The 19,916-nt window shown below is 44.2% G+C and carries 20 protein-coding genes; 19 read left to right on the top strand and 1 reads right to left on the bottom strand.

From position 1 onward, the window contains the following. The first annotated feature begins 89 nt into the window (after positions 1-89). Genes mutL through LPB220_RS10370 form a run of 3 tightly spaced genes read left to right on the top strand, consistent with a single transcriptional unit; the run spans position 90 to position 3,223 of the window. Positions 90-2,033 (top strand): DNA mismatch repair endonuclease MutL, encoded by a 1,944-nt coding sequence (gene mutL, locus LPB220_RS10380; RefSeq protein WP_070594641.1) that lies wholly within the window; start codon positions 90-92, stop codon positions 2,031-2,033. Between the two features lie 20 nt (positions 2,034-2,053). After that, the gene (gene ruvA, locus LPB220_RS10375) at positions 2,054-2,647 is read left to right on the top strand and encodes a Holliday junction branch migration protein RuvA (protein ID WP_150906737.1); all 594 of its coding nucleotides are present in this window, start codon (positions 2,054-2,056) and stop codon (positions 2,645-2,647) included. 9 nt (positions 2,648-2,656) lie between these two features. Continuing rightward, positions 2,657-3,223 carry a DNA-3-methyladenine glycosylase I gene (locus LPB220_RS10370; RefSeq protein WP_150906735.1) on the top strand — a complete coding sequence of 189 codons (567 nt, stop codon included), beginning with the start codon at positions 2,657-2,659 and terminating at the stop codon, positions 3,221-3,223. Between the two features lie 52 nt (positions 3,224-3,275). On the opposite strand, the gene LPB220_RS10365 is transcribed toward LPB220_RS10370, so the two are convergent. Continuing rightward, positions 3,276-4,313, bottom strand: coding sequence for a S66 peptidase family protein (locus LPB220_RS10365; RefSeq protein ID WP_150906733.1), 1,038 nt, complete (start codon positions 4,311-4,313; stop codon positions 3,276-3,278). Between the two features lie 531 nt (positions 4,314-4,844). Between LPB220_RS10365 and LPB220_RS10355 the strand changes: the two genes are divergently transcribed. The 16 genes from LPB220_RS10355 to nrdG all read left to right on the top strand — a co-directional run bounded on the left by LPB220_RS10355 (position 4,845) and on the right by nrdG (position 19,732). Beyond that, the gene (locus LPB220_RS10355; protein ID WP_150906731.1) at positions 4,845-6,113 is read left to right on the top strand and encodes a competence/damage-inducible protein A; all 1,269 of its coding nucleotides are present in this window, start codon (positions 4,845-4,847) and stop codon (positions 6,111-6,113) included. 120 nt (positions 6,114-6,233) lie between these two features. Continuing rightward, on the top strand, positions 6,234-7,379 hold the full coding sequence (recA, locus tag LPB220_RS10350) for a recombinase RecA (protein ID WP_003002082.1): 1,146 nt from the start codon (positions 6,234-6,236) through the stop codon (positions 7,377-7,379). Between the two features lie 87 nt (positions 7,380-7,466). Continuing rightward, the gene (gene spx / locus LPB220_RS10345) at positions 7,467-7,865 is read left to right on the top strand and encodes a transcriptional regulator Spx (RefSeq protein ID WP_150906729.1); all 399 of its coding nucleotides are present in this window, start codon (positions 7,467-7,469) and stop codon (positions 7,863-7,865) included. A gap of 136 nt (positions 7,866-8,001) precedes the next feature. After that, positions 8,002-8,598 carry an SP0191 family lipoprotein gene (locus LPB220_RS10340; protein ID WP_150906727.1) on the top strand — a complete coding sequence of 199 codons (597 nt, stop codon included), beginning with the start codon at positions 8,002-8,004 and terminating at the stop codon, positions 8,596-8,598. Between the two features lie 124 nt (positions 8,599-8,722). Further along, positions 8,723-8,989: an IreB family regulatory phosphoprotein gene (locus LPB220_RS10335; RefSeq protein WP_003002070.1), complete on the top strand. Its 267-nt coding sequence runs from the start codon at positions 8,723-8,725 to the stop codon at positions 8,987-8,989. Next, a complete protein-coding gene (gene ruvX / locus LPB220_RS10330; RefSeq protein WP_023919889.1) occupies positions 8,989-9,408 on the top strand; it encodes a Holliday junction resolvase RuvX in 420 nt (139 codons plus the stop codon). The genes LPB220_RS10335 and ruvX overlap by 1 nt, the downstream gene beginning before the upstream one ends. A gap of 22 nt (positions 9,409-9,430) precedes the next feature. Continuing rightward, the gene (locus tag LPB220_RS10325; RefSeq protein ID WP_003001941.1) at positions 9,431-9,736 is read left to right on the top strand and encodes a DUF1292 domain-containing protein; all 306 of its coding nucleotides are present in this window, start codon (positions 9,431-9,433) and stop codon (positions 9,734-9,736) included. Positions 9,737-10,042: 306 nt separating this feature from the next. Next, positions 10,043-11,275 carry a bifunctional folylpolyglutamate synthase/dihydrofolate synthase gene (locus LPB220_RS10315; protein ID WP_150906725.1) on the top strand — a complete coding sequence of 411 codons (1,233 nt, stop codon included), beginning with the start codon at positions 10,043-10,045 and terminating at the stop codon, positions 11,273-11,275. A 76-nt stretch (positions 11,276-11,351) separates the two neighbouring features. Further along, on the top strand, positions 11,352-11,762 hold the full coding sequence (locus tag LPB220_RS10310; protein WP_070589807.1) for an SP_0198 family lipoprotein: 411 nt from the start codon (positions 11,352-11,354) through the stop codon (positions 11,760-11,762). A 275-nt stretch (positions 11,763-12,037) separates the two neighbouring features. Further along, positions 12,038-13,573, top strand: a complete 1,536-nt coding sequence (cls, locus tag LPB220_RS10300; protein WP_150906723.1) for a cardiolipin synthase — start codon at positions 12,038-12,040, stop codon at positions 13,571-13,573. Between the two features lie 167 nt (positions 13,574-13,740). Then, positions 13,741-15,579 carry an MFS transporter gene (locus LPB220_RS10295; RefSeq protein ID WP_191904610.1) on the top strand — a complete coding sequence of 613 codons (1,839 nt, stop codon included), beginning with the start codon at positions 13,741-13,743 and terminating at the stop codon, positions 15,577-15,579. A gap of 122 nt (positions 15,580-15,701) precedes the next feature. Further along, a complete protein-coding gene (gene nrdD, locus LPB220_RS10290) occupies positions 15,702-17,912 on the top strand; it encodes an anaerobic ribonucleoside-triphosphate reductase (RefSeq protein ID WP_150906860.1) in 2,211 nt (736 codons plus the stop codon). Positions 17,913-17,923: 11 nt separating this feature from the next. Further along, positions 17,924-18,064 carry a hypothetical protein gene (locus LPB220_RS10285; RefSeq protein ID WP_150906720.1) on the top strand — a complete coding sequence of 47 codons (141 nt, stop codon included), beginning with the start codon at positions 17,924-17,926 and terminating at the stop codon, positions 18,062-18,064. Positions 18,065-18,107: 43 nt separating this feature from the next. After that, the gene (locus tag LPB220_RS10280; RefSeq protein WP_150906718.1) at positions 18,108-18,608 is read left to right on the top strand and encodes a GNAT family N-acetyltransferase; all 501 of its coding nucleotides are present in this window, start codon (positions 18,108-18,110) and stop codon (positions 18,606-18,608) included. 9 nt (positions 18,609-18,617) lie between these two features. Next, positions 18,618-19,136 (top strand): GNAT family N-acetyltransferase, encoded by a 519-nt coding sequence (locus LPB220_RS10275; RefSeq protein ID WP_049472731.1) that lies wholly within the window; start codon positions 18,618-18,620, stop codon positions 19,134-19,136. Beyond that, positions 19,133-19,732, top strand: coding sequence for an anaerobic ribonucleoside-triphosphate reductase activating protein (gene nrdG, locus LPB220_RS10270; protein ID WP_150906716.1), 600 nt, complete (start codon positions 19,133-19,135; stop codon positions 19,730-19,732). The genes LPB220_RS10275 and nrdG overlap by 4 nt, the downstream gene beginning before the upstream one ends. Positions 19,733-19,916: the final 184 nt, after the last annotated feature.

Genomic DNA, 19,916 nt, shown 5'->3' with positions numbered 1-19,916 from the left:
AGCCTCTATTTTTTAAGAAAGGGAGTCTTGTAGATCTGTGGTATAATAGAGCTACATGTATCGGTGAAAAAATAGGTAAAGGAGCAGACATGTCACAGATTATTGAATTGCCAGAAGTCCTAGCCAATCAGATTGCGGCAGGTGAAGTGATTGAACGACCTGCTAGCGTGGTCAAGGAGTTGGTTGAAAACTCGATCGATGCTGGGGCTAGCCAGATCGTTGTTGAAATCGAAGAAGCAGGATTGAAGTCGATTCGGATTACAGACAATGGGGAAGGAATTGCGCATGATGAGGTCGCTTTGGCCCTCCGTCGACATGCGACCAGTAAGATCAAGAGTCAAGTGGATCTTTTTCGTATTCGAACACTTGGTTTTCGTGGTGAGGCCATGCCTTCCATTGCTTCTGTCAGTATTCTAACCCTTCTGACGGCGCAAGAAGGAGCTGCCCACGGGACCAAATTGGTTGCAAAGGGTGGCGAAATTGAGGAAGTAGAGCTAGCGACAAGCCCTGTCGGGACCAAGATCACAGTGGAAGATCTCTTTTTTAATACACCTGCTCGTCTCAAGTATTTAAAGAGCCAGCAGGCAGAGCTATCCCATATCGTGGATATTCTAAACCGCTTGAGCTTGGCCCATCCTGAGATTGCCTTTACCTTGATCAATGATGGAAAAGAAATGACCAAAACAGCGGGGACGGGCAATCTCCGGCAAGCGATTGCGGGTGTCTATGGCCTGGCGTCTGCCAAGAAGATGGTGGCTATTGAAAATCGCGACCTAGATTTTGAAGTGACGGGCTTTGTGTCTTTGCCTGAATTGACTCGTGCAAATCGCAATTACATCAGTCTCTTTATCAACGGCCGTTACATCAAGAATTTCTTGCTCAATCGAGCTATTTTAGACGGCTACGGCAGTAAACTCATGGTGGGCCGCTTCCCGCTCGCGATCATTAATATCCAGATCGACCCTTACTTAGCGGATGTCAATGTTCACCCCACTAAGCAAGAGGTTCGCATCTCCAAAGAACGAGAACTAATGGCCTTGATCTCCCAGGCTATTGCGAACGCTTTGAAAGAGCAGAACCTGATTCCGGATGCTCTAGAAAATCTAGCCAAGTCGACTATTCGTCGAACAGAAAAGGCAGTACAGACGACCCTGCCTTTAAAAGAAAACCGCCTCTATTATGACCGAGAAAGTCGAGATTTCAAACTTCGACCAGAAGTGGCAGATCCTCAACGGCCTCTAGCAGATGAGCTAACTGCTGATTCTACAAGCCAAGAAAACACCGTAGAAAAACCAACAAGCGCGATCAAGTTTGCGGAAAGAAAGACTGTGGTTTATGATGAACTGGATCACCCAGAGTTGGATCTGGCTAGTCTAGACAAGGCCTATGATAAGTTGGATGGGGAAGAACATTCGACCTTCCCAGAATTGGAATATTTTGGTCAGATGCATGGAACCTATCTCTTTGCCCAAGGAAATGGGGGCCTATATATCATTGACCAGCACGCGGCCCAAGAGCGGGTCAAATACGAAGAATACCGGGAGAGCATCGGGGACGTAGACGGCAGTCAGCAACAACTGCTGGTGCCTTATATCTTTGAGTTCCCTACAGACGATCTGATCCGCCTGCAACAGCGCAAGCACCTCTTAGAAGAAGTGGGCGTCTACTTAGAAGAATACGGAGCTAACCAGTTGATCTTACGGGAGCATCCGATCTGGATGAAGGAAGAAGAGATCGAGTCGGGCATCTATGAAATGTGTGATATGCTCCTTTTGACCAAGGAAGTGTCCATCAAGAAATACCGGGCTGAGTTGGCCATCATGATGTCCTGCAAACGCTCCATCAAGGCCAACCACACGCTGGATGATTACTCCGCACGCGATCTGATCTACCAACTGTCCCAATGTGACAACCCTTATAACTGCCCTCATGGCCGTCCGGTTTTGGTTAACTTTACCAAGTCAGATATGGAAAAGATGTTCCGACGCATTCAGGAAAATCACACCAGTTTACGGGAATTGGGCAAATATTAATCAAACAATAAAGGAAGATTATGTACGAATACATTAAAGGAATTTTAACAAAAATCACCGCCAAATACATCGTGGTGGAGACAGCTGGGATCGGCTATCTCTTGCATGTGGCCAATCCCTATGCCTACTCTGGTAAAATGAATCAAGAGGTGCACGTCTATCTGCACCAAGTGGTTCGGGAAGACGCTCACCTTCTCTATGGCTTTGCGACCGAAGAAGAGAAACAGCTCTTTTTAAACTTGATCTCAGTCTCTGGGATTGGACCTGTCTCAGCTCTGGCTATCATTGCTGCAGATGACAATGCAGGCCTTGTCCAAGCCATCGAAAGCAAGAACATCACTTACTTGACCAAGTTTCCGAAGATCGGCAAGAAAACAGCCCAACAGATGGTTTTGGACCTAGAAGGTAAGATCAATCTTGATCTAGAAGATGCACCGGCTCAGTCCAAAGCCAAAGTTGTAGAAGAAAACCAAGCCCTTGAAGAAGCCATGGAAGCCATGTTGGCATTGGGCTACAAGGCAACGGAACTCAAGAAAATCAAGAAATTCATTGAAGGAACTTCTGATACTGCTGAGAACTATATCAAGTCTGCCCTTAAGATGTTGGTGAAATAGGAGAAGAAGATGCCAAAACGTTGTGGCTGGGTCAAAATGACCAATCCGTTATATGTAGCCTACCATGATGAGGAATGGGGACGGCCCCTCCATGATGACCAGGCCCTTTTTGAGTTACTCTGTATGGAGACCTATCAGGCTGGTCTATCTTGGGAGACGGTGCTCAATAAACGGCAGGCTTTCAGAGAGTCTTTTCATGGTTACCACCTTCAACGCGTTGCAGAGATGACCGACTCTGAACTGGAAGCTTTATTAGACAATCCAGCCATCATCCGAAATCGTGCCAAGATCTTTGCGACACGGGCCAATGCTCAAGCCTTTTTACAAGTTCAGGAAGAATTTGAATCGTTTGATGCTTATCTTTGGTCTTTTGTCGATGGGATAACCATCGTCAATGATGTTCCAGATTACCGACAGGCTCCAGCTAAGACAGCTCTTTCTGAGAAGCTAGCCAAGGACCTCAAAAAGCGGGGCTTCAAGTTTACAGGTCCCGTTGCGGTCTTGTCTTTTTTACAGGCAGCAGGGTTGGTTGATGACCACGAGAATGATTGTGAGTGGAAAAGCGGAAATAAGTGACGTTAGATGACTAGAACATCAGAGAATATAGAAAAAAGCTGAGAAATCCATCTCAGCTTTCTTTGTTATAATCAAAGTGGATGACTTGCTCCGTTGCATCTACATAGGCGTGGACTCCGAAGGGGACAATTGCTCTTGGAGTTGCGTGTCCAACATTCAGATTATAGACGATCGGAATATTGCTATCAATGATATCCAATAGTGCCTCTTTATAGTCGTCATAGAAGGTTTCATCCATAGGTTTTCCGACCAAGAGTCCACTGATGACCGCGAATATACCAGTTTCCTTTAAAGTCCGCAACATCTTTTTGAAGTCGTCAGGTTCAGGCTTTTCTTGGCTTGTTTCTAGCAAGAGGATCTTTCCTTCCCAGTCTGACAAGTCGGGGAAAAGTTTGTATTTTTGGCAGAGGTCTGTGCTATCTGCGTGTAGAGAGTTGTCAAAAATATCATAGAGAGACTCAAGACAACCACCGAGGATTTCTCCCTCAAACTGAGCATTGCCTTGTAACAAGTCAAAACCTGTATTTTCATGACTAACACGAGGTGTTCCCAGAGCCTTGGGACTAAAATCAGTCCGTTCCTCGTACCAAACGTTACTAGGGCGGATTTCTGAGATTCTACCAGTCTCAATTAATTCTTTAAAGTAGTGGCAGCTATATGGCAACATTTCTTTGTCTAACTCACAAATGTCTGCAAAAAAGGATTGCCCATAAAAAGTCTTGATTCCTAGTTTATGCAACATGAGATGGTTCATGGTCGTATCCGAGAAGCCAAGAAAAATCTTTTGTTTGATAACCTTTTGTAGTTGGTCATATTCAAAAAGATAAGGTAGCAAGCGATAGGTATCGTTTCCACCGATGGCGCATAGGACCATGTCGATACTATCATCAGAAAATGCCTGAATCAAATCCTCTGCACGAGCTTCAGGATGTTCTTTGATAAAGTCTAAGCCTTTTAGTGAATGAGGTAAAAAGATAGGATTGAGTCCCAGGTCTTTGAGTCGTTGGACCCCCAAGTCCACTTCGTGCTTGACAAAGTCCTCTCCGATAATCCCACTAGATAAACTTATAATACCAATAGTAGAAACCATATCTCATCCTCCTAGAAATAAATTGATGCTATTGTATCATAAAAGATGAGGGGAAACAACAAGAATTAGAGTCAGAAGAAGGCTTTTAGATCAAGAAAGTAGTAAAAAAGAGAGTGGGACAGAAATCGGTAATTCGTTAGAATTCGATTTCGTCGTCCCACCTCCGCATAGTTGAGTAGGGCTGTAAAAGCTGATGAAATCAGCGTAGTAGAGCCCACTCAACCACTGCGTCTTGCTCGACAATCCAAAAACAATTGAGAGGCTAGGACTTTTGTTCCAGCCTCTTCAGAATATAGATAAGCTCTATCAACAATAGAAAATAGCCCTTTAGAAGTTGATTGCCACATAGTTAAAACTCTTAGGAATGTTGATGTAATAGTGTTTCTAAGAATTTTTTACTTTATACTCTAAAAGAAAAAGATTGAAGAAAGTTGTCCAAAATGGACTTTATCTTCAATCTGTTTTTTAAATAATTTAGGAAATTGTGTTAAAATGGAATGAAAATTACGAATAGTATAAGTGGGAGGCACCATGAAGGCGGAAATTATTGCAGTTGGAACAGAAATTCTAACAGGACAAATTGTGAACACCAATGCTCAATTCTTGTCTGAAAAATTGGCTAGTTTAGGGATTGATGTCTATTATCATGTGGCGGTAGGAGACAATGAAGGCCGTCTCTTCTCGACCATTGAGACAGCTTCAAAACGCAGTGATTTGGTGATTTTATGCGGTGGACTTGGGCCAACAGAGGATGATTTGACCAAGCAAACCCTTGCTAAGTTTTTAGGGAAAGAACTGGTTTTTGATCCGACAGCGCTTGCTAAACTCGACACCTTCTTTGCCAGTCGCCCTGATTATGTCCGGACGCCCAATAATGAGCGACAAGCACAAATGATCGCCGGATCAATCCCCCTTCAAAACCGTACAGGTCTCGCGGTTGGAGGTTTGATTGAAGTCGATGATGTGACCTATGTCGTTCTACCTGGTCCGCCAAGTGAGTTAAAACCCATGGTCAATGAACAATTGGTGCCTCATTTGACAACAGGGGAACAGCTCTTTTCAAGAGTCTTGCGCTTCTTTGGGATTGGGGAAAGCCAGCTGGTTACGATCCTAGCAGATATCATTGAAGAGCAGAGTGATCCGACGGTTGCCCCTTATGCCAAGACGGGAGAAGTAACCTTGCGTCTATCTACAAAGGCGAAGGATCAAGCTTCAGCGGATGCTAAGCTCGATGTCTTAGAAAAGGAAATCTTATCACGTCACACGCTGGACCATCAACCCTTGCATGAACTGTTTTACGGTTATGGGGATGACAATTCGATGGCCAAGGTTGCCTTTGATCTCTTGAAAGGGACTGGTAAGACCATTACAGTTGCAGAAAGCCTGACGGCTGGCCTCTTTCAAGCGACTTTGGCAGATTTTTCAGGGGCGTCCAGCATCTTCGCGGGTGGTTTTGTCACCTATAGTCTGGAAGAAAAAAGCAAGATGTTGTCTATTCCAGCTCAAGAGTTGGAGCAACATGGAGTTGTGTCTCATTTTACAGCACAAGCCATGGCTTCACAGGCCCGTAAGTTAACAGGATCCGATTATGGTGTTAGCCTAACCGGAGTTGCGGGGCCAGATAGTCTAGAAGGGCATCCAGCAGGGACCGTCTTTATCGGACTTGCGACTCCACATGGAGTGGATAGTGTCCAAGTCAATATCGCTGGACGTAGCCGGGCGGATGTCCGCGAAATTGCAGTCCTTCATGCCTTTAATTTGGTGCGCTTGGCTGTATTAAATGGTGAAAATTTGGTATAATGAAGCTTGTGCCAAATGAAGAATAATTCTAAAAATGGATAGGAAATGTGCCTTTCAAATGACGGAAAACGTCGGTGAGTTGCATGCATTTCCTGTATAGTAAAAACATAGGAGAAAAGAATGGCGAAAAAACAGAAAAAATTAGATGATATCTCTAAGAAATTTGGAGATGAGCGTGAAAAAGCGCTCAATGATGCCCTGAAATTGATCGAAAAAGACTTTGGTAAGGGATCGATCATGCGTTTGGGGGAACGTGCAGAGCAAAAAGTACAAGTCATGAGCTCTGGTTCCTTGGCGCTTGATATTGCCTTGGGTGCTGGTGGTTATCCAAAAGGTCGGATCATCGAAATCTATGGTCCAGAATCATCTGGTAAAACAACCGTTGCCCTCCATGCAGTAGCGCAAGCACAGAAAGAAGGAGGCATTGCTGCCTTTATCGATGCGGAGCATGCCTTGGATCCATCTTATGCAGCAGCTCTCGGAGTCAATATCGACGAACTTCTCTTGTCTCAACCAGACTCAGGGGAACAAGGACTTGAAATTGCTGGTAAATTGATCGACTCTGGTGCGGTTGATTTGGTGGTTGTCGACTCTGTTGCGGCCTTGGTACCTCGTGCGGAAATCGATGGAGATATCGGGGATAGCCACGTTGGTTTGCAAGCGCGGATGATGAGCCAAGCGATGCGTAAACTCGGAGCTTCGATCAATAAGACAAAGACCATTGCCATCTTTATCAACCAATTGCGTGAAAAAGTTGGGGTCATGTTTGGGAACCCTGAAACCACACCTGGTGGTCGTGCCCTTAAATTCTACGCTTCTGTCCGTCTAGATGTTCGTGGAAATACTCAAATCAAGGGGACTGGGGACCAAAAAGATACCAACGTTGGTAAGGAAACCAAGATCAAGGTTGTGAAGAACAAGGTAGCTCCACCGTTCAAAGAAGCCATGGTCGAAATCATGTACGGGGAAGGAATTTCACGTACAGGTGAATTGGTGAAGATTGCAACAGATTTGGATATCATCCAAAAAGCGGGTGCGTGGTACTCATATAATGGCGAAAAAATTGGTCAAGGATCTGAAAATGCTAAGAAATTCTTGGCTGACCACCCAGAAATTTTTGACGAAATCGACCACAAGGTTCGGGTTCATTTTGGTTTGATCGAAGAAGACGAAGCAGTGAAAACCCTTGATAAAACTGAAGAAGCAGCTCCTGTCGTAGAAGAAGTAACTCTAGATTTAGATGACGCGATTGAAATTGAAGATTAATTTTTTTCAAAATAGGTCGCTAGACTGATGGTTTTTGTGTTATAATTTAATACGATAGTATTATCGTGTAGCGAAAGGAGTGCATGCATGATTAAAATTTATACAGTGTCAAGTTGCACCAGCTGTAAAAAAGCAAAGACTTGGCTCAACGCTCACCAGCTAACTTATAAAGAACAAAACCTCGGTAAGGAAGGGATCACCAAAGAAGAATTATTGGATATCCTTACAAAGACTGAAAATGGAGTGGCAAGTATTGTCTCTTCAAAAAATCGATACGCTAAAAATCTAGGAGTGGATATCGAAGACTTGAGTGTCAATGAAGTCATTGACATCATTATGGAAACCCCACGTATTCTAAAAAGTCCAATCTTGGTAGATGATAAACGCCTCCAAGTGGGCTACAAAGAGGATGATATTCGTGCCTTCTTGCCACGATCAGTTCGAAATGTAGAAAATACAGAAGCACGGATGCGTGCAGCCCTTTAAAGAGATTGAAAATCAGGAACAATTTGTTTCTGATTTTTTCTTTTTTAAAAATCGAAATGAAAAGCAGTTTACTACGCCATTTTACGAAATCTATGATACAATATTTTAGAAAACAATAACTAGTAAGGAATGGAAAATGAAAAGAAAAATCTTCTTATTGGGTGCGCTTGTCTTGTGTTTGACGGGATGCGGTCAAAAAAAGCAAGTGAAAACGCCAACCTCAAGTGAGCAAAAAGCAATTAAAGCGAAAGCAGAACAGCTGCAAAAGGATAATAAGAGTATCTTGCAAAAGGCTGAAGAAAATCAAGTGGTCACAAGGACCTTTGTTTTTCCAAAAGATGACAAGGGGACACAACAGACGCAAATCGTCACCTATGTGGGGAATACCTTTAAAAAGTTGGAGACCATCAATGTGACGGCAACCGATGAGGAGTTGAAAAAAGGGATCCAACAGGTTGGAATAGAGGAAGCGCAAAAGCAATTGAGAGAATCCTTTAACAAGGACGATGCCTTTAAGGAAGCTTTGACAGTGCCAGGTTTCACAGCTGATTTGACCTTGGAAAATGAGAATGAATACAAGGTAACGATCACCTATGACTTTGAAGCGATGGATGTGAAGAAAGCCGAAGGCATGACTTACTTCAAAAACAATCACTTACCGGAGTTGTTGAAGCTGACACCGAGTCAATTTGCGGACAATCTCATCAATGCTGGAGCGAGTGAGCAAAAATAAAAAAACAGTTTAGCTAAAATAGCTCAAAAATGCTTGAAAAAGCCGTAAAATCAAGGGCTTGGCCGTTGTGGAAAACTCTTAATTATGGTATAATAGTAATATTCTAAGGAAAGAGGGTGTTCTTGTGGGATTTACAGATGAAACAGTACGTTTTAATCTTGATGATTCAAATCGTAAGGAAATTAGCGAGACCTTGAAAGATGTTTACTTGTCACTGGATGAAAAAGGCTACAATCCAATTAATCAAATCGTAGGATACGTACTCAGTGGTGATCCTGCCTATGTACCTCGTTATAATAATGCACGGAACCAAATTCGTAAATATGAACGAGATGAGATCGTGGAAGAATTGGTACGTTATTATTTGAAAGGGCAAGGAATAGACCTCTAATGAGAATTATGGGATTGGATGTTGGCTCAAAGACCGTTGGGGTTGCTGTGAGTGATCCTCTCGGTTTTACAGCTCAGGGTCTTGAAATCATCCAAATCGATGAAGACAAAAAAGAATTCGGTTTGGAGCGCTTGGCCGAATTAGTGGCTCAATACAAGGTAGACCGTTTTGTTGTGGGCTTGCCGAAAAACATGAACAACACAAGCGGACCGCGTGTGGAAGCCAGTCAGGCTTATGGCGCAATGATTGCTGAAAAGTTTGGGTTGCCAGTCGACTACCAAGACGAACGGTTGACGACAGTTGCTGCAGAGCGGATGTTGATTGAGCAAGCAGATATTAGCCGTAGCAAACGTAAAAAAGTTATTGATAAGTTAGCAGCGCAGCTTATTTTACAAAATTATTTAGATCGCAATTTTTAGAAAGAAAACGAGGAAGAATAGTATGGCACATGATCATAACCACGACCATGAAGAACGTGAATTAATTACATTGGTGGATGAACAAGGAAATGAAACCTTGTTTGAAATTCTTTTGACCATTGATGGCAAAGAAGAATTTGGAAAGAACTATGTCCTTTTGATCCCTGCAAATGCAGAAGAAGATGAAAACGGCGAAGTTGAAATCCAAGCTTATTCATTTACAGAAAACGAAGACGGAACAGAAGGCGACCTTCAACCAATCCCAGAAGACTCAGATGCAGAATGGGATATGATCGAAGAAGTCTTCAACAGCTTTATGGAGGAGTAAAAACATCCAGTGCATGTTTTTACCCCAACTCCAAGAAATTAGAAAGAGTTGGTAAGTCCGGGGGACGTTTTTAGCCCAACTCCTAGAAACTAGAAAGAGTTGGTAAGTCCGGGGGACATTTTTACCCTTGCGCTAGAAATGAAGACCGCAAGTAAGTCCAGTGGACGTTTTTAGCCCTGCTTCAAGAAACAAGAAAAAGCAGGAAGTCCGATGGACCTGCTGTAAAATGAGAAAGAAATAACTACAAAAGAAAGGAGCGCAAACGTCAGAAGAGGTTTTGTCGCTTTTTTCTTTTAGGAGGAAGATGTGAATAAGATTGAGCAATGGATGAATAGTCGGATCGGTCTGAATTTTCGATCGGGACTGGATCGTATGGAGCAGGCAGTGAGCCTTTTAGGAAGACCGGATAAGGCTTATCCGATCCTTCATGTGACAGGAACCAATGGGAAGGGATCCACAATCGCCTTTCTGCGTCAATTGTTGATGGCTCATGGGAAGAAGGTTGGGACCTTTACTTCTCCTCATATGATCAGTATCCATGATCGGATTTGTATTGGGGATCAGCCGATTTCAGATGAAGATTTTACTCGGATTGGCCAAGAAGTCCAACAAATGGAGCAGACCTTACTTCAAACCCAGGATCAACTCTCTTATTTTGAGATTATCTGCCTCATGGCCCTCTTGTATTTTAAGGAACAAGCTGTGGACGTGGTCTTATTGGAAGTTGGTATCGGTGGGCTTCTAGATACCACTAATGTAGTGACGGGAGATATCGCAGTGATCACTTCGGTTGGCCTGGATCACCAGGAAACACTGGGAGGGACGATTGCGGAAATCGCCCAGCAAAAGGCAGGAATCTTTAAGAAGGGCAAGAAAGCTGTGGTGGGTCCCTTATCGGATGATGCTATAGCTGTTTGTCAAGAAAAAGCGGAGCAATTGGCTGTGGATCTCCACGCCTTCCAGAAAGATTTTGGCATAGAGCAGGATCGTTTTTGGAATGAAAGTGTGGATATTGTCTTGCCATCTCTGGGCTTGAAGGGTGATTACCAACGGGAAAATGCTGCAGTAGCTCTGGAGGCCTTTCTCCTCTATATGGAAGGCCTAGATGAAGAAGTGGATATGGAGCAGGTCAAGCACGCCTTGCAAGAGACGCGGTGGCCGGGCCGTCTAGAGTTGTTTGGCGACCAGGTGTATCTGGATGGCGCCCATAATCCTCATGCTATGTTGCGCTTGATCGAGTTTGCCAATAGCTTAGCAGGAAAGCGCGTGAAGATTTTATTTGGGGCCCTCAAGCGAAAAGATTATAGCGGGATGCTCCAAACGCTTCAAGCGGGATTGCCGGAAGCTGAATTGATTTTGACGACCTTTCATTACGGTGAAGTGGTGGCACAAGGCGACCGACAAGACCTGCCCTATGTAGCGGACTACAAGGCCTATATCAAAGAATTTATGGATCAGAGTTCCCCAGATGAAGTCTTATTTGTCACAGGATCCTTGTATTTTATTGCGGAAGTAAGGGCATTTTTATTAGAGGGGTAAACAATTGACCTAAAGACTTTCTTGGCGTATACTGGTGGTAGATAGTATACGGTTATGGCGAAAGGAGCCGATCTTAATGAAAAAAATCATGTCTATACTGACCTTGGCAGTAGCCCTTTTCCTGACTGCTTGTAGCCAGCAAGAACAAGCGACACAGACTTCGAGCAAACAGACGTCTGCTTCATCACAGACTGTGACTTCTGCGAGTAAAGAACAGAAAGAAGGGGTGTCCATAGATGGAAGCTATCGAGGACAGGACGAGGAAAATACGATCCTCTTAGTTGTGACGGGTCAAAAAGGCACGTTTACGGTGCAAGATGCTGATGGAGAAGAAGAGGCCAAAGAGGTTAGTATTGATCCGGTCAATCAATCCATGCGTATCGGAGATGAGCCTTATCGCTATCGGATCGAAGGGGATCAGTTGTCGCTAGAAGATCTGGAGCAAGCAGAGGATGATCAAGGGATTATTGTCCTGACCAAGCAATAAGGGACGAGACAAGAGAGAGTGGGACAGAAATCGGTAATTCGTTAGAATTCGATTTCGTCGTCCCACCTCCGCACAGTTGAGTAGGGCTGTAAAAGCTGATGAAATCAGCGTAGTAGAGCCCACTCAACCACTGCGTCTTGCTCGACAATCCAAAAATAATTGAGAGGCTGGGACAAAAGTCCTAGCCTGTTTTTGTTTGTCAAGAAGGGGGTTGGTTGGTCGTTGCATCGGGTAAAAAGAATTGGTATACTAGTAGAAAGAAAAAGGAGGATGTTGTGACCTTTCGAAAATTACGTCTATTAATGTCCAAATATGGATTTAGTATTTTGTTTATGGGCTTCGAACTTTGGGCATCCTTTGCGGCCTTCTTCTGGCTTAATAGATGGTTCCCTCATTGGCTATCTGTTGCGGTCATTGGGCTCTTATATGTGTCGACAATCTTGGCTATTGTTAATCGAAATACCCCGCCTGAAAATAAGGTGACCTGGCTCTTGATTGCCGTCATTCCTGTCTTTGGATCACTCTTGTATCTCATGTTTGGAGAGCGGCGTTTGTCCAAAAAGGAAATGATCCAGCTGAAAAATATGGAGTCCATGAAGTTTCGAGAGGACAATAGTCATCAGTTGCGTAAGGAGCTCAAGCAAGAAAGCAAGGCGGTTTATGGCTTGGTCAAGTCGATTTTATCCATGGACCACAATGCGGATCTCTACAATGGGACGGCATCGACCTTTTACCCTCAAGGGGAGGCTATGTATGAGCAACTACTAGAGGATCTGCGAGCAGCGAAAAAATTTATCTTCATCGAGTTTTACATCATTGACGAGGGCTTGATGTGGAACAGCATCCTAGAGATTTTAGAGCAGAAAGTGAAAGAGGGGGTTGAAGTCAAACTCCTTTATGACGATATCGGCTGTATGGCAACCTTGGCTGGGAACTATACCAAACGATTGCGAAAGATGGGAATTGATGCCCATAAATTTAACAAGGTGATCCCCCGTTTGACAGTAGCTTATAACAACCGAGACCACCGTAAGATCTTGGTCATTGATGGCCAGATCGGCTATACGGGTGGTGTCAATTTGGCAGACGAGTACATCAACCACATTGAGCGGTTTGGTCACTGGAAGGACAGTGCCATCCGTTTGGATGGACGAGCTGTTAAGGCCTTAACGCGACTCTTCCTCATGAACTGGTACATCAACCGTGGGGAAATCGAGGATTTTGACCGCTACCATATTGAAAACAAGGCAGTCGAAGGAGAAGGGCTCTATATTCCCTATGGGAGTGGACCAAAGCCAATTTACAAGTCGCAGGTCGGAAAGACGGTTTATCAAAATATGATCAACCAAGCGACGGATTACGTCTATATCACGACTCCTTACTTGATCATCGATTATGATTTGACAGAAGATATCCGCAATGCGGCCCTTCGTGGGGTGGATGTTCGCATCGTGACCCCGCATATTCCGGATAAAAAATTGATCCAAATTGTTACGCGTGGGGCTTACTTGGATCTGATGGATGCTGGTGTGAAAATCTATGAGTACACGCCTGGTTTTGTCCACAGTAAGCAAGTTCTGGCAGATGACGAAATGGCGGTTGTAGGGTCGATTAACTTTGACTACCGTAGTCTGGTCCATCACTATGAAAATGCGGTCTGGATGTATCGGACGCCTGCTCTGAAAGAGATCCGGGCGGATTTTGACCACATCTTTGAAGTATCTCAAGAGATCACTGAAGATACCTTCCACTTTACCTGGCACCAGCGCTTAATCAAGGAAATTATGCAATTGTTCGCACCGATGTTGTAATAGGTGTGAGAATACAGAAGAAAGAGTCAGAAGCTGAGAGATCTGACTCTTTTTCCATAGGACTATGTGGCAAGAGGCTGACAGGGTCGGCAGAATTTGGTATACTAGAGAAGATAATGGGCTTTTTTCTAAAAGGAAAGAGCAAAGATCTAGAAAAAGGAAAAAGAATGAGCGAAAAAGAGCAAGAAATGACTTCGAAAAAGTTAGGGCTTCACGTGGGAGATAGCTTTCAGGATACACGTGAAATTCGCGAAGTGCTAGATAAGTCAGTCTTTCGTGAAGAAGAGCCGACTCATAGCCAGCAGGCAGAAGTCTTGGAGGAGCCGGTTGCAATGGAGGCATCAGAGGAAATTCGTGATGCCAAGCCAGAAGCAGTAGCAGAACCTACACAAGAATCGGAACAGGAAGCGGAGCAACCGCTCAGTCGGATGAGTCGTCGTTCGCGTAAGGCGGGAGTCGAAGCGACAAAAGCGGAAGCATCTAAGGTAGAAGAGAATACGGAAGAGCTAGAAGCAGATGTGACAGTTGAGCCGATCCGTCGTCAATCCAAGCGTCCAGTGCCCCTAGCGATTCCTTTTGTGTTGAGTCTTTTGATTAGTTTGCTGCATGTTGGGGTGCCATTTTTAACCCGTTTTGCAACCAATCAACAATCTCAAAACTTGTATGCTGGCTGGGCAATGACCAAGGGTCAAGTACCGTTTGGTGATTTTTACGGAACCAATGGTCTCCTCTATTATGCAATCAACTGGTTGGGGAGTTTAGCTGGTGGACATTGGATCTTGATGATCCTCCAAGCGATTGCCCTCTTCTTTGCGGGGACCTATCTCTATCGGGTTGTGCGCTTGCTGGTGTCTGATAAAGATACAGCGAAGAATGTCCAGTTACTCTTTTATTTCTTGGTGTTAGGCCTTGGTTTTGGAGGAACTTATGTGACTCTCTTTAGTCTTCCAATCCTATTTGCCAGCATGAATTTCATTTTGGCTTATTTGATTGGGGATCGTAAGGATGAAGGCTTTATCCTTTATGGTGCGATTGCAGCTGTGGCTTTCTTGATTGATCCGATGACCAGTGCCTTGTTTTATTTGTTGGCCTTCCTTGGATTAACAGCCTTTAACATCAAGCAGAAGAGATGGGCGCGTGGCTTTTATCAACTGCTAGCAGCTCTCCTTGGTTTTTCACTCGTCTTTTATCCAATTGGCTATATCACCGTTTTGAATCAGACTTTTGGCTATGCCATTAATCAAGTGACCTATGTCTTTAATGCCTTGAATTTTAGCAATGGACAGACCTTCAGTAATGCCATTTATTATGGACTGTTGGCGCTGGCCTTTGGCTTAGTCTCTGCCTTTTTGATGTCCTTTACCAAGCAAAATAGCAGCGCTCGCCGGATCTTCCGCTTTATGGGATGGGCAGGTAGCCTGGTAGTCCTCATCGTGTCGATTGGTCTTCCTGAACAAGGCGCTTACCAATTGTTGCCAATGTTGCCATTTGTTCTTCCTTTGTTTGCGATCTGGTTCTCACGAGATGGGGAAGAAAACGATGGGATCGAACGTCGTGGTCGGAAGAAGAAAAACAAGGAAGTTTGGGCCGCTTACTTTACGAGCCAAGTTTTCTTACCGCTAGTAGCCCTTGTCTATCTGTTGGCGAATCCGGTGGTTCAAGATGTTGTGCTTCAGTCTGGCCAATCCAGTGAACGGAGTGCTATTGCCAGCTACATTAAAAATCACACCAAGTCGAAAGATACCATTTATGCTTGGGATACGACAGCTATTCTCTATCAAGAAAGCGATCGTTTGGCAGCTTCTGCCTTATTAACCCCGACTTCTTATCTGGGGATTAATGAGAACCGGACAAATGTAACCCAACAAATCGATCGGTCTGAACCCAAGTATATTGTGGTCAACAATCAGGTAGAATTGACCTCCAAAATGAAGAACTTGCTCAAAGAAAATTATCGTCTCGTTGAGAAGAAATACCGTCATTTCAAACTCTATCAACGCTCTTAATAAAATCAATATCTTGTGCTTTAGAAAGTTTTTTATAAAATTTTCCACAAGATATTGATTTTTATTTTTGGAGTGGTATAATACAACTTGTATGTAAATAAATGAAGAGAGGCATGTTTGGTATGATCACCTTGAGAGAAGAAAAACTGAGAATGGCCCCGGATATTTTTGTTGAAAAACGAGATGGCCGTCGTGTTCCATTCGATGTTGAAAAAATTTATAAAGCCTTGTTGAAGGCGACAGAAGAAGTGACTTCTCTCACTCCCGTGATGGAAGCCAAACTAGAAGCCATTGTCGATCGTGTGATCGCAGAGATTTTGGAACGTTTTCCAAATGGCGTGAAGATCTATGAGATTCAAAATGTCGTCGAGCATGAATTGCTTCAAGCTAATGAGTATGCCATCGCAGAGAGCTACATTACTTATCGGACTCAACGCGATTTTGAGCGCTCAAAAGCAACCGACATCAATTTTACGATTGGCAAACTCCTTAATAAGGATCAAGCCGTCGTCAATGAAAACGCCAATAAGGACAGTGATGTCTTTAACACGCAACGGGACTTGACGGCAGGGATCGTTGGTAAGTCTATTGGTCTTAAAATGTTGCCCAAACACGTAGCCAATGCCCACCAAAAAGGGGACATCCACTACCATGATTTGGACTATAGCCCTTATACACCGATGACCAACTGCTGTTTGATTGATTTTGAAGGCATGCTCAGAAATGGCTTTAAGATCGGGAATGCAGAAGTGGAAAGTCCTAAGTCTATCCAAACTGCAACGGCACAAATCTCGCAGATTATTGCTAATGTGGCCTCTAGTCAGTATGGGGGCTGCTCAGCAGACCGGATCGATGAAGTCTTGGCCCCTTATGCAGCAAAGAACTACCAAAAACACTTAGCGGATGCCAAAGAGTGGGTACTTCCTGAAAAGCAAGAGGACTATGCTTGGAGTAAGACTCAAAAAGATATCTATGATGCCATGCAATCGCTAGAATATGAGATCAATACCCTCTTTACTTCAAACGGGCAAACTCCTTTCACTTCGCTTGGCTTTGGTCTTGGAACCAATCGCTTCGAACGGGAAATCCAAAAGGCGATTCTGGAAATTCGGATTAAGGGTCTTGGATCGGAACATCGGACAGCCATTTTTCCAAAATTGATCTTTACCCTCAAGCGGGGACTCAACCTAGAGCCGGGAACACCCAACTATGATATCAAGCAATTGGCCTTGGAATGTGCTACGAAACGCATGTATCCAGATGTCCTCTCTTATGACAAGATTGTCGAATTGACAGGCTCCTTCAAGGTGCCCATGGGATGTCGCTCTTTCCTTCAAGGGTGGAAGGACGAGAATGGTGTGGAAGTCAATTCTGGCCGGATGAATCTGGGAGTTGTGACGGTTAATCTGCCCCGGATTGCCTTGGAATCTGGCGGAGACAAGGAAAAGTTCTGGCAAATCTTTAATGAACGGATGAACATTGCGGAAGATGCTTTGGTTTACCGGGTGGAGCGCACCAAAGAAGCGACCCCAGCCAATGCGCCGATTCTCTACCAATATGGCGCTTTCGGGAAACGCTTGGGTAAATATGATCAGGTAGATCAGCTCTTCCGCAACCGTAGAGCGACCGTTTCTCTTGGCTATATCGGATTGTATGAAGTTGCAACCGTCTTTTATGGTCCAAATTGGGAACACAATCCAGAAGCCAAACAATTCACGATTGCTATCATCAAGGATATGAAAGCGCGCGTGGAAGAATGGTCTGACCAGTATGATTACCACTTCTCCATCTATTCGACACCGTCAGAAAGCTTGACAGACCGCTTCTGTCGCCTGGATACGGAGAAATTTGGTAAGGTTCCGGATATCACAGACAAGGAATACTACACCAATAGTTTCCACTACGATGTTCGTAAGAACCCCACCCCATTTGAGAAGTTGGATTTTGAAAAAGTTTATCCTGAAGCAGGGGCGTCTGGTGGCTTTATCCACTATTGCGAATACCCTGTGCTCCAACAAAATCCCAAAGCCCTTGAAGCGGTTTGGGATTATGCCTATGACCGGGTCGGTTATCTCGGAACCAATACGCCGATTGACCGTTGTTACAAGTGTGATTTTGAAGGAGATTTCACGCCGACTGAGCGCGGATTTGCTTGTCCAAACTGTGGCAATAGCGATCCGAAAACGGTCGATGTGGTCAAACGGACCTGTGGCTATCTTGGAAACCCACAAGCTCGCCCCATGGTCAATGGCCGTCATAAGGAAATCGCTGCGCGTGTCAAACACATGAACGGGTCTACCATCAAGTATGGTGGACATGAAGTGACAGACTAGAAAAGGACATTATGGGAAAATACCAATTAGATGATAAGGGCAAAGCCCAGGTTCAACGATTCCACGAAAAACATTCGACAGGTGGAGTCAATAAAAAAGACCGGGTAGCCAGCCTAAGAGAGCAATTTTTAAAGAAAACTAAGAAAAAATAAAAGTGAGAGTTCGCTCTCGCTTTTCTCTTATGGGGAGGTAAAGATGGAATTACGCAGACCGACTTTGGCAGATAAAGAAACAGTTTTAGAGATGATGGCAGAGTTTGAAGAGACCCAATCGGCTCATGACGGTGGCTTTTGGGATGCTGAGAAGTTTGATTATGAGGAGTGGTTGGAAACTAACCATAATAAAGAAATGGGAATAGGATTGCCGGAAAATCGTGTTCCTTCTATTCAATTTGTATCATTTGATGATGTAGGTCGTGCTCTAGGATTTTTGAATCTACGATTGAGACTGAATGAGGGATTGCTGAATCATGCTGGCCATATTGGCTACTCCATCCGTCCCTCTGAAAGAGGTAAGGGCTATGCTAAAGAGGCCCTCCGCCAAGGTTTACAAGTTGCTAAGGAAAAGAATATCAAACGAGCTCTGGTAACTTGTAGCACAGAAAATCCTGCCAGCAGAGCTGTTATCTTAGCTAATGGCGGTCAATTTGAGGATGTTCGAAATGGAACGGAGCGGTATTGGATTGATTTAGATTGAGGAAAGTTTATGAAGTTACAACGACCAACTTTAGAAGATAAAGACGCGATTTTAGAGATGATTGCTGAGTTCGATGCTGCAAAATCCTATATGCACGGTGGCATGGGCTCCACTTGGAAGCGAGCAAAGGATTTTGCGGATTGGTTGCGAATTGTAGAGCAGCAGGAGGATACTGAGAATCTGCCAGAAGGCTGGGTTCCTGCCATTCAATTTTTATCCTTTGATGAGACTGGCTACCCTCTGGGCTTTTTAGCCCTGCGCTTGTCCTTGAATGACAAATTATTTGTAGAGGGTGGTCACATTGGCTATTCCATCCGGCCCAGTCAACGCAGAAAGGGCTTGGCTAAGTTGCAGCTAGAGCTAGGACTAGCAGAGGCTCGAAAACAAGGACTAGAACGAGTGCTGATTACCTGTGATGAAGACAACGAAGCTAGCCGTCGCACGATTCTATCTGCTGGCGGTGTTTACGAAAATACAATCGACAGAAGTCAGCGCTACTGGATAGAGTTAGATGGGGAGGTGTCATGAACAATCCCAAACCTCAAGAATGGAAAAGTGAGGAGCTGAGTAAGGGGCGAATCATTGACTATAAGGCCTTTAACTTTGTGGATGGCGAAGGCGTTCGCAACTCCCTCTATGTCAGTGGCTGTATGTTTCACTGTGAAGGCTGCTATAATGCAGCAACTTGGTCTTTCAACGCTGGCATTCCCTATACCAAAGAGTTAGAAGAACAGATCATGGCCGATTTGGCCCAACCCTATGTTCAGGGCTTGACCCTGCTTGGGGGCGAACCTTTTCTCAACACTGGTATCCTGCTGCCCTTGGTCAAGCGCGTGAAAAGAGAATTGCCGGAAAAAGACATCTGGTCATGGACGGGCTACACTTGGGAAGAAATGATGTTAGAAACGCCTGATAAACTGGAACTCTTGTCGCTGATTGATATCCTGGTCGATGGACGGTATGATAAAAGCAAACGCAACCTCATGTTGCAGTTTCGTGGTTCTTCCAACCAGCGGATTATTGATGTTCAAAAATCCCTCAAAGAAGGAAAGGTTGTCATCTGGGACAAGCTCAATGATGGCAAGGAAAGTTTTGAGCAGGTCAAACGGGATGATCTTTTGTAGGATCTTCAAAAACCGGGTCTTTCACCCGGTTTTTTTGGATTCTATGCATAAGTATACAAGGGACTTTGCTTATTTTAGAAAGCGCTTACTTTTCGAATGTCCATAATGGACAAAAAAGTGATAATTAATGCATTTTTTGCTAAAAATATGTTACAATAAATATGATTAGGACTAATTGGAGGTA

The sequence above is a fragment of the Streptococcus sp. LPB0220 genome (assembly GCF_008727815.1).
Taxonomy (GTDB): Bacteria; Bacillota; Bacilli; order Lactobacillales; family Streptococcaceae; genus Streptococcus.
Note: the sequence above shows the minus strand (reverse complement) of the source record. Positions and strands in the feature narration are given on the sequence as shown.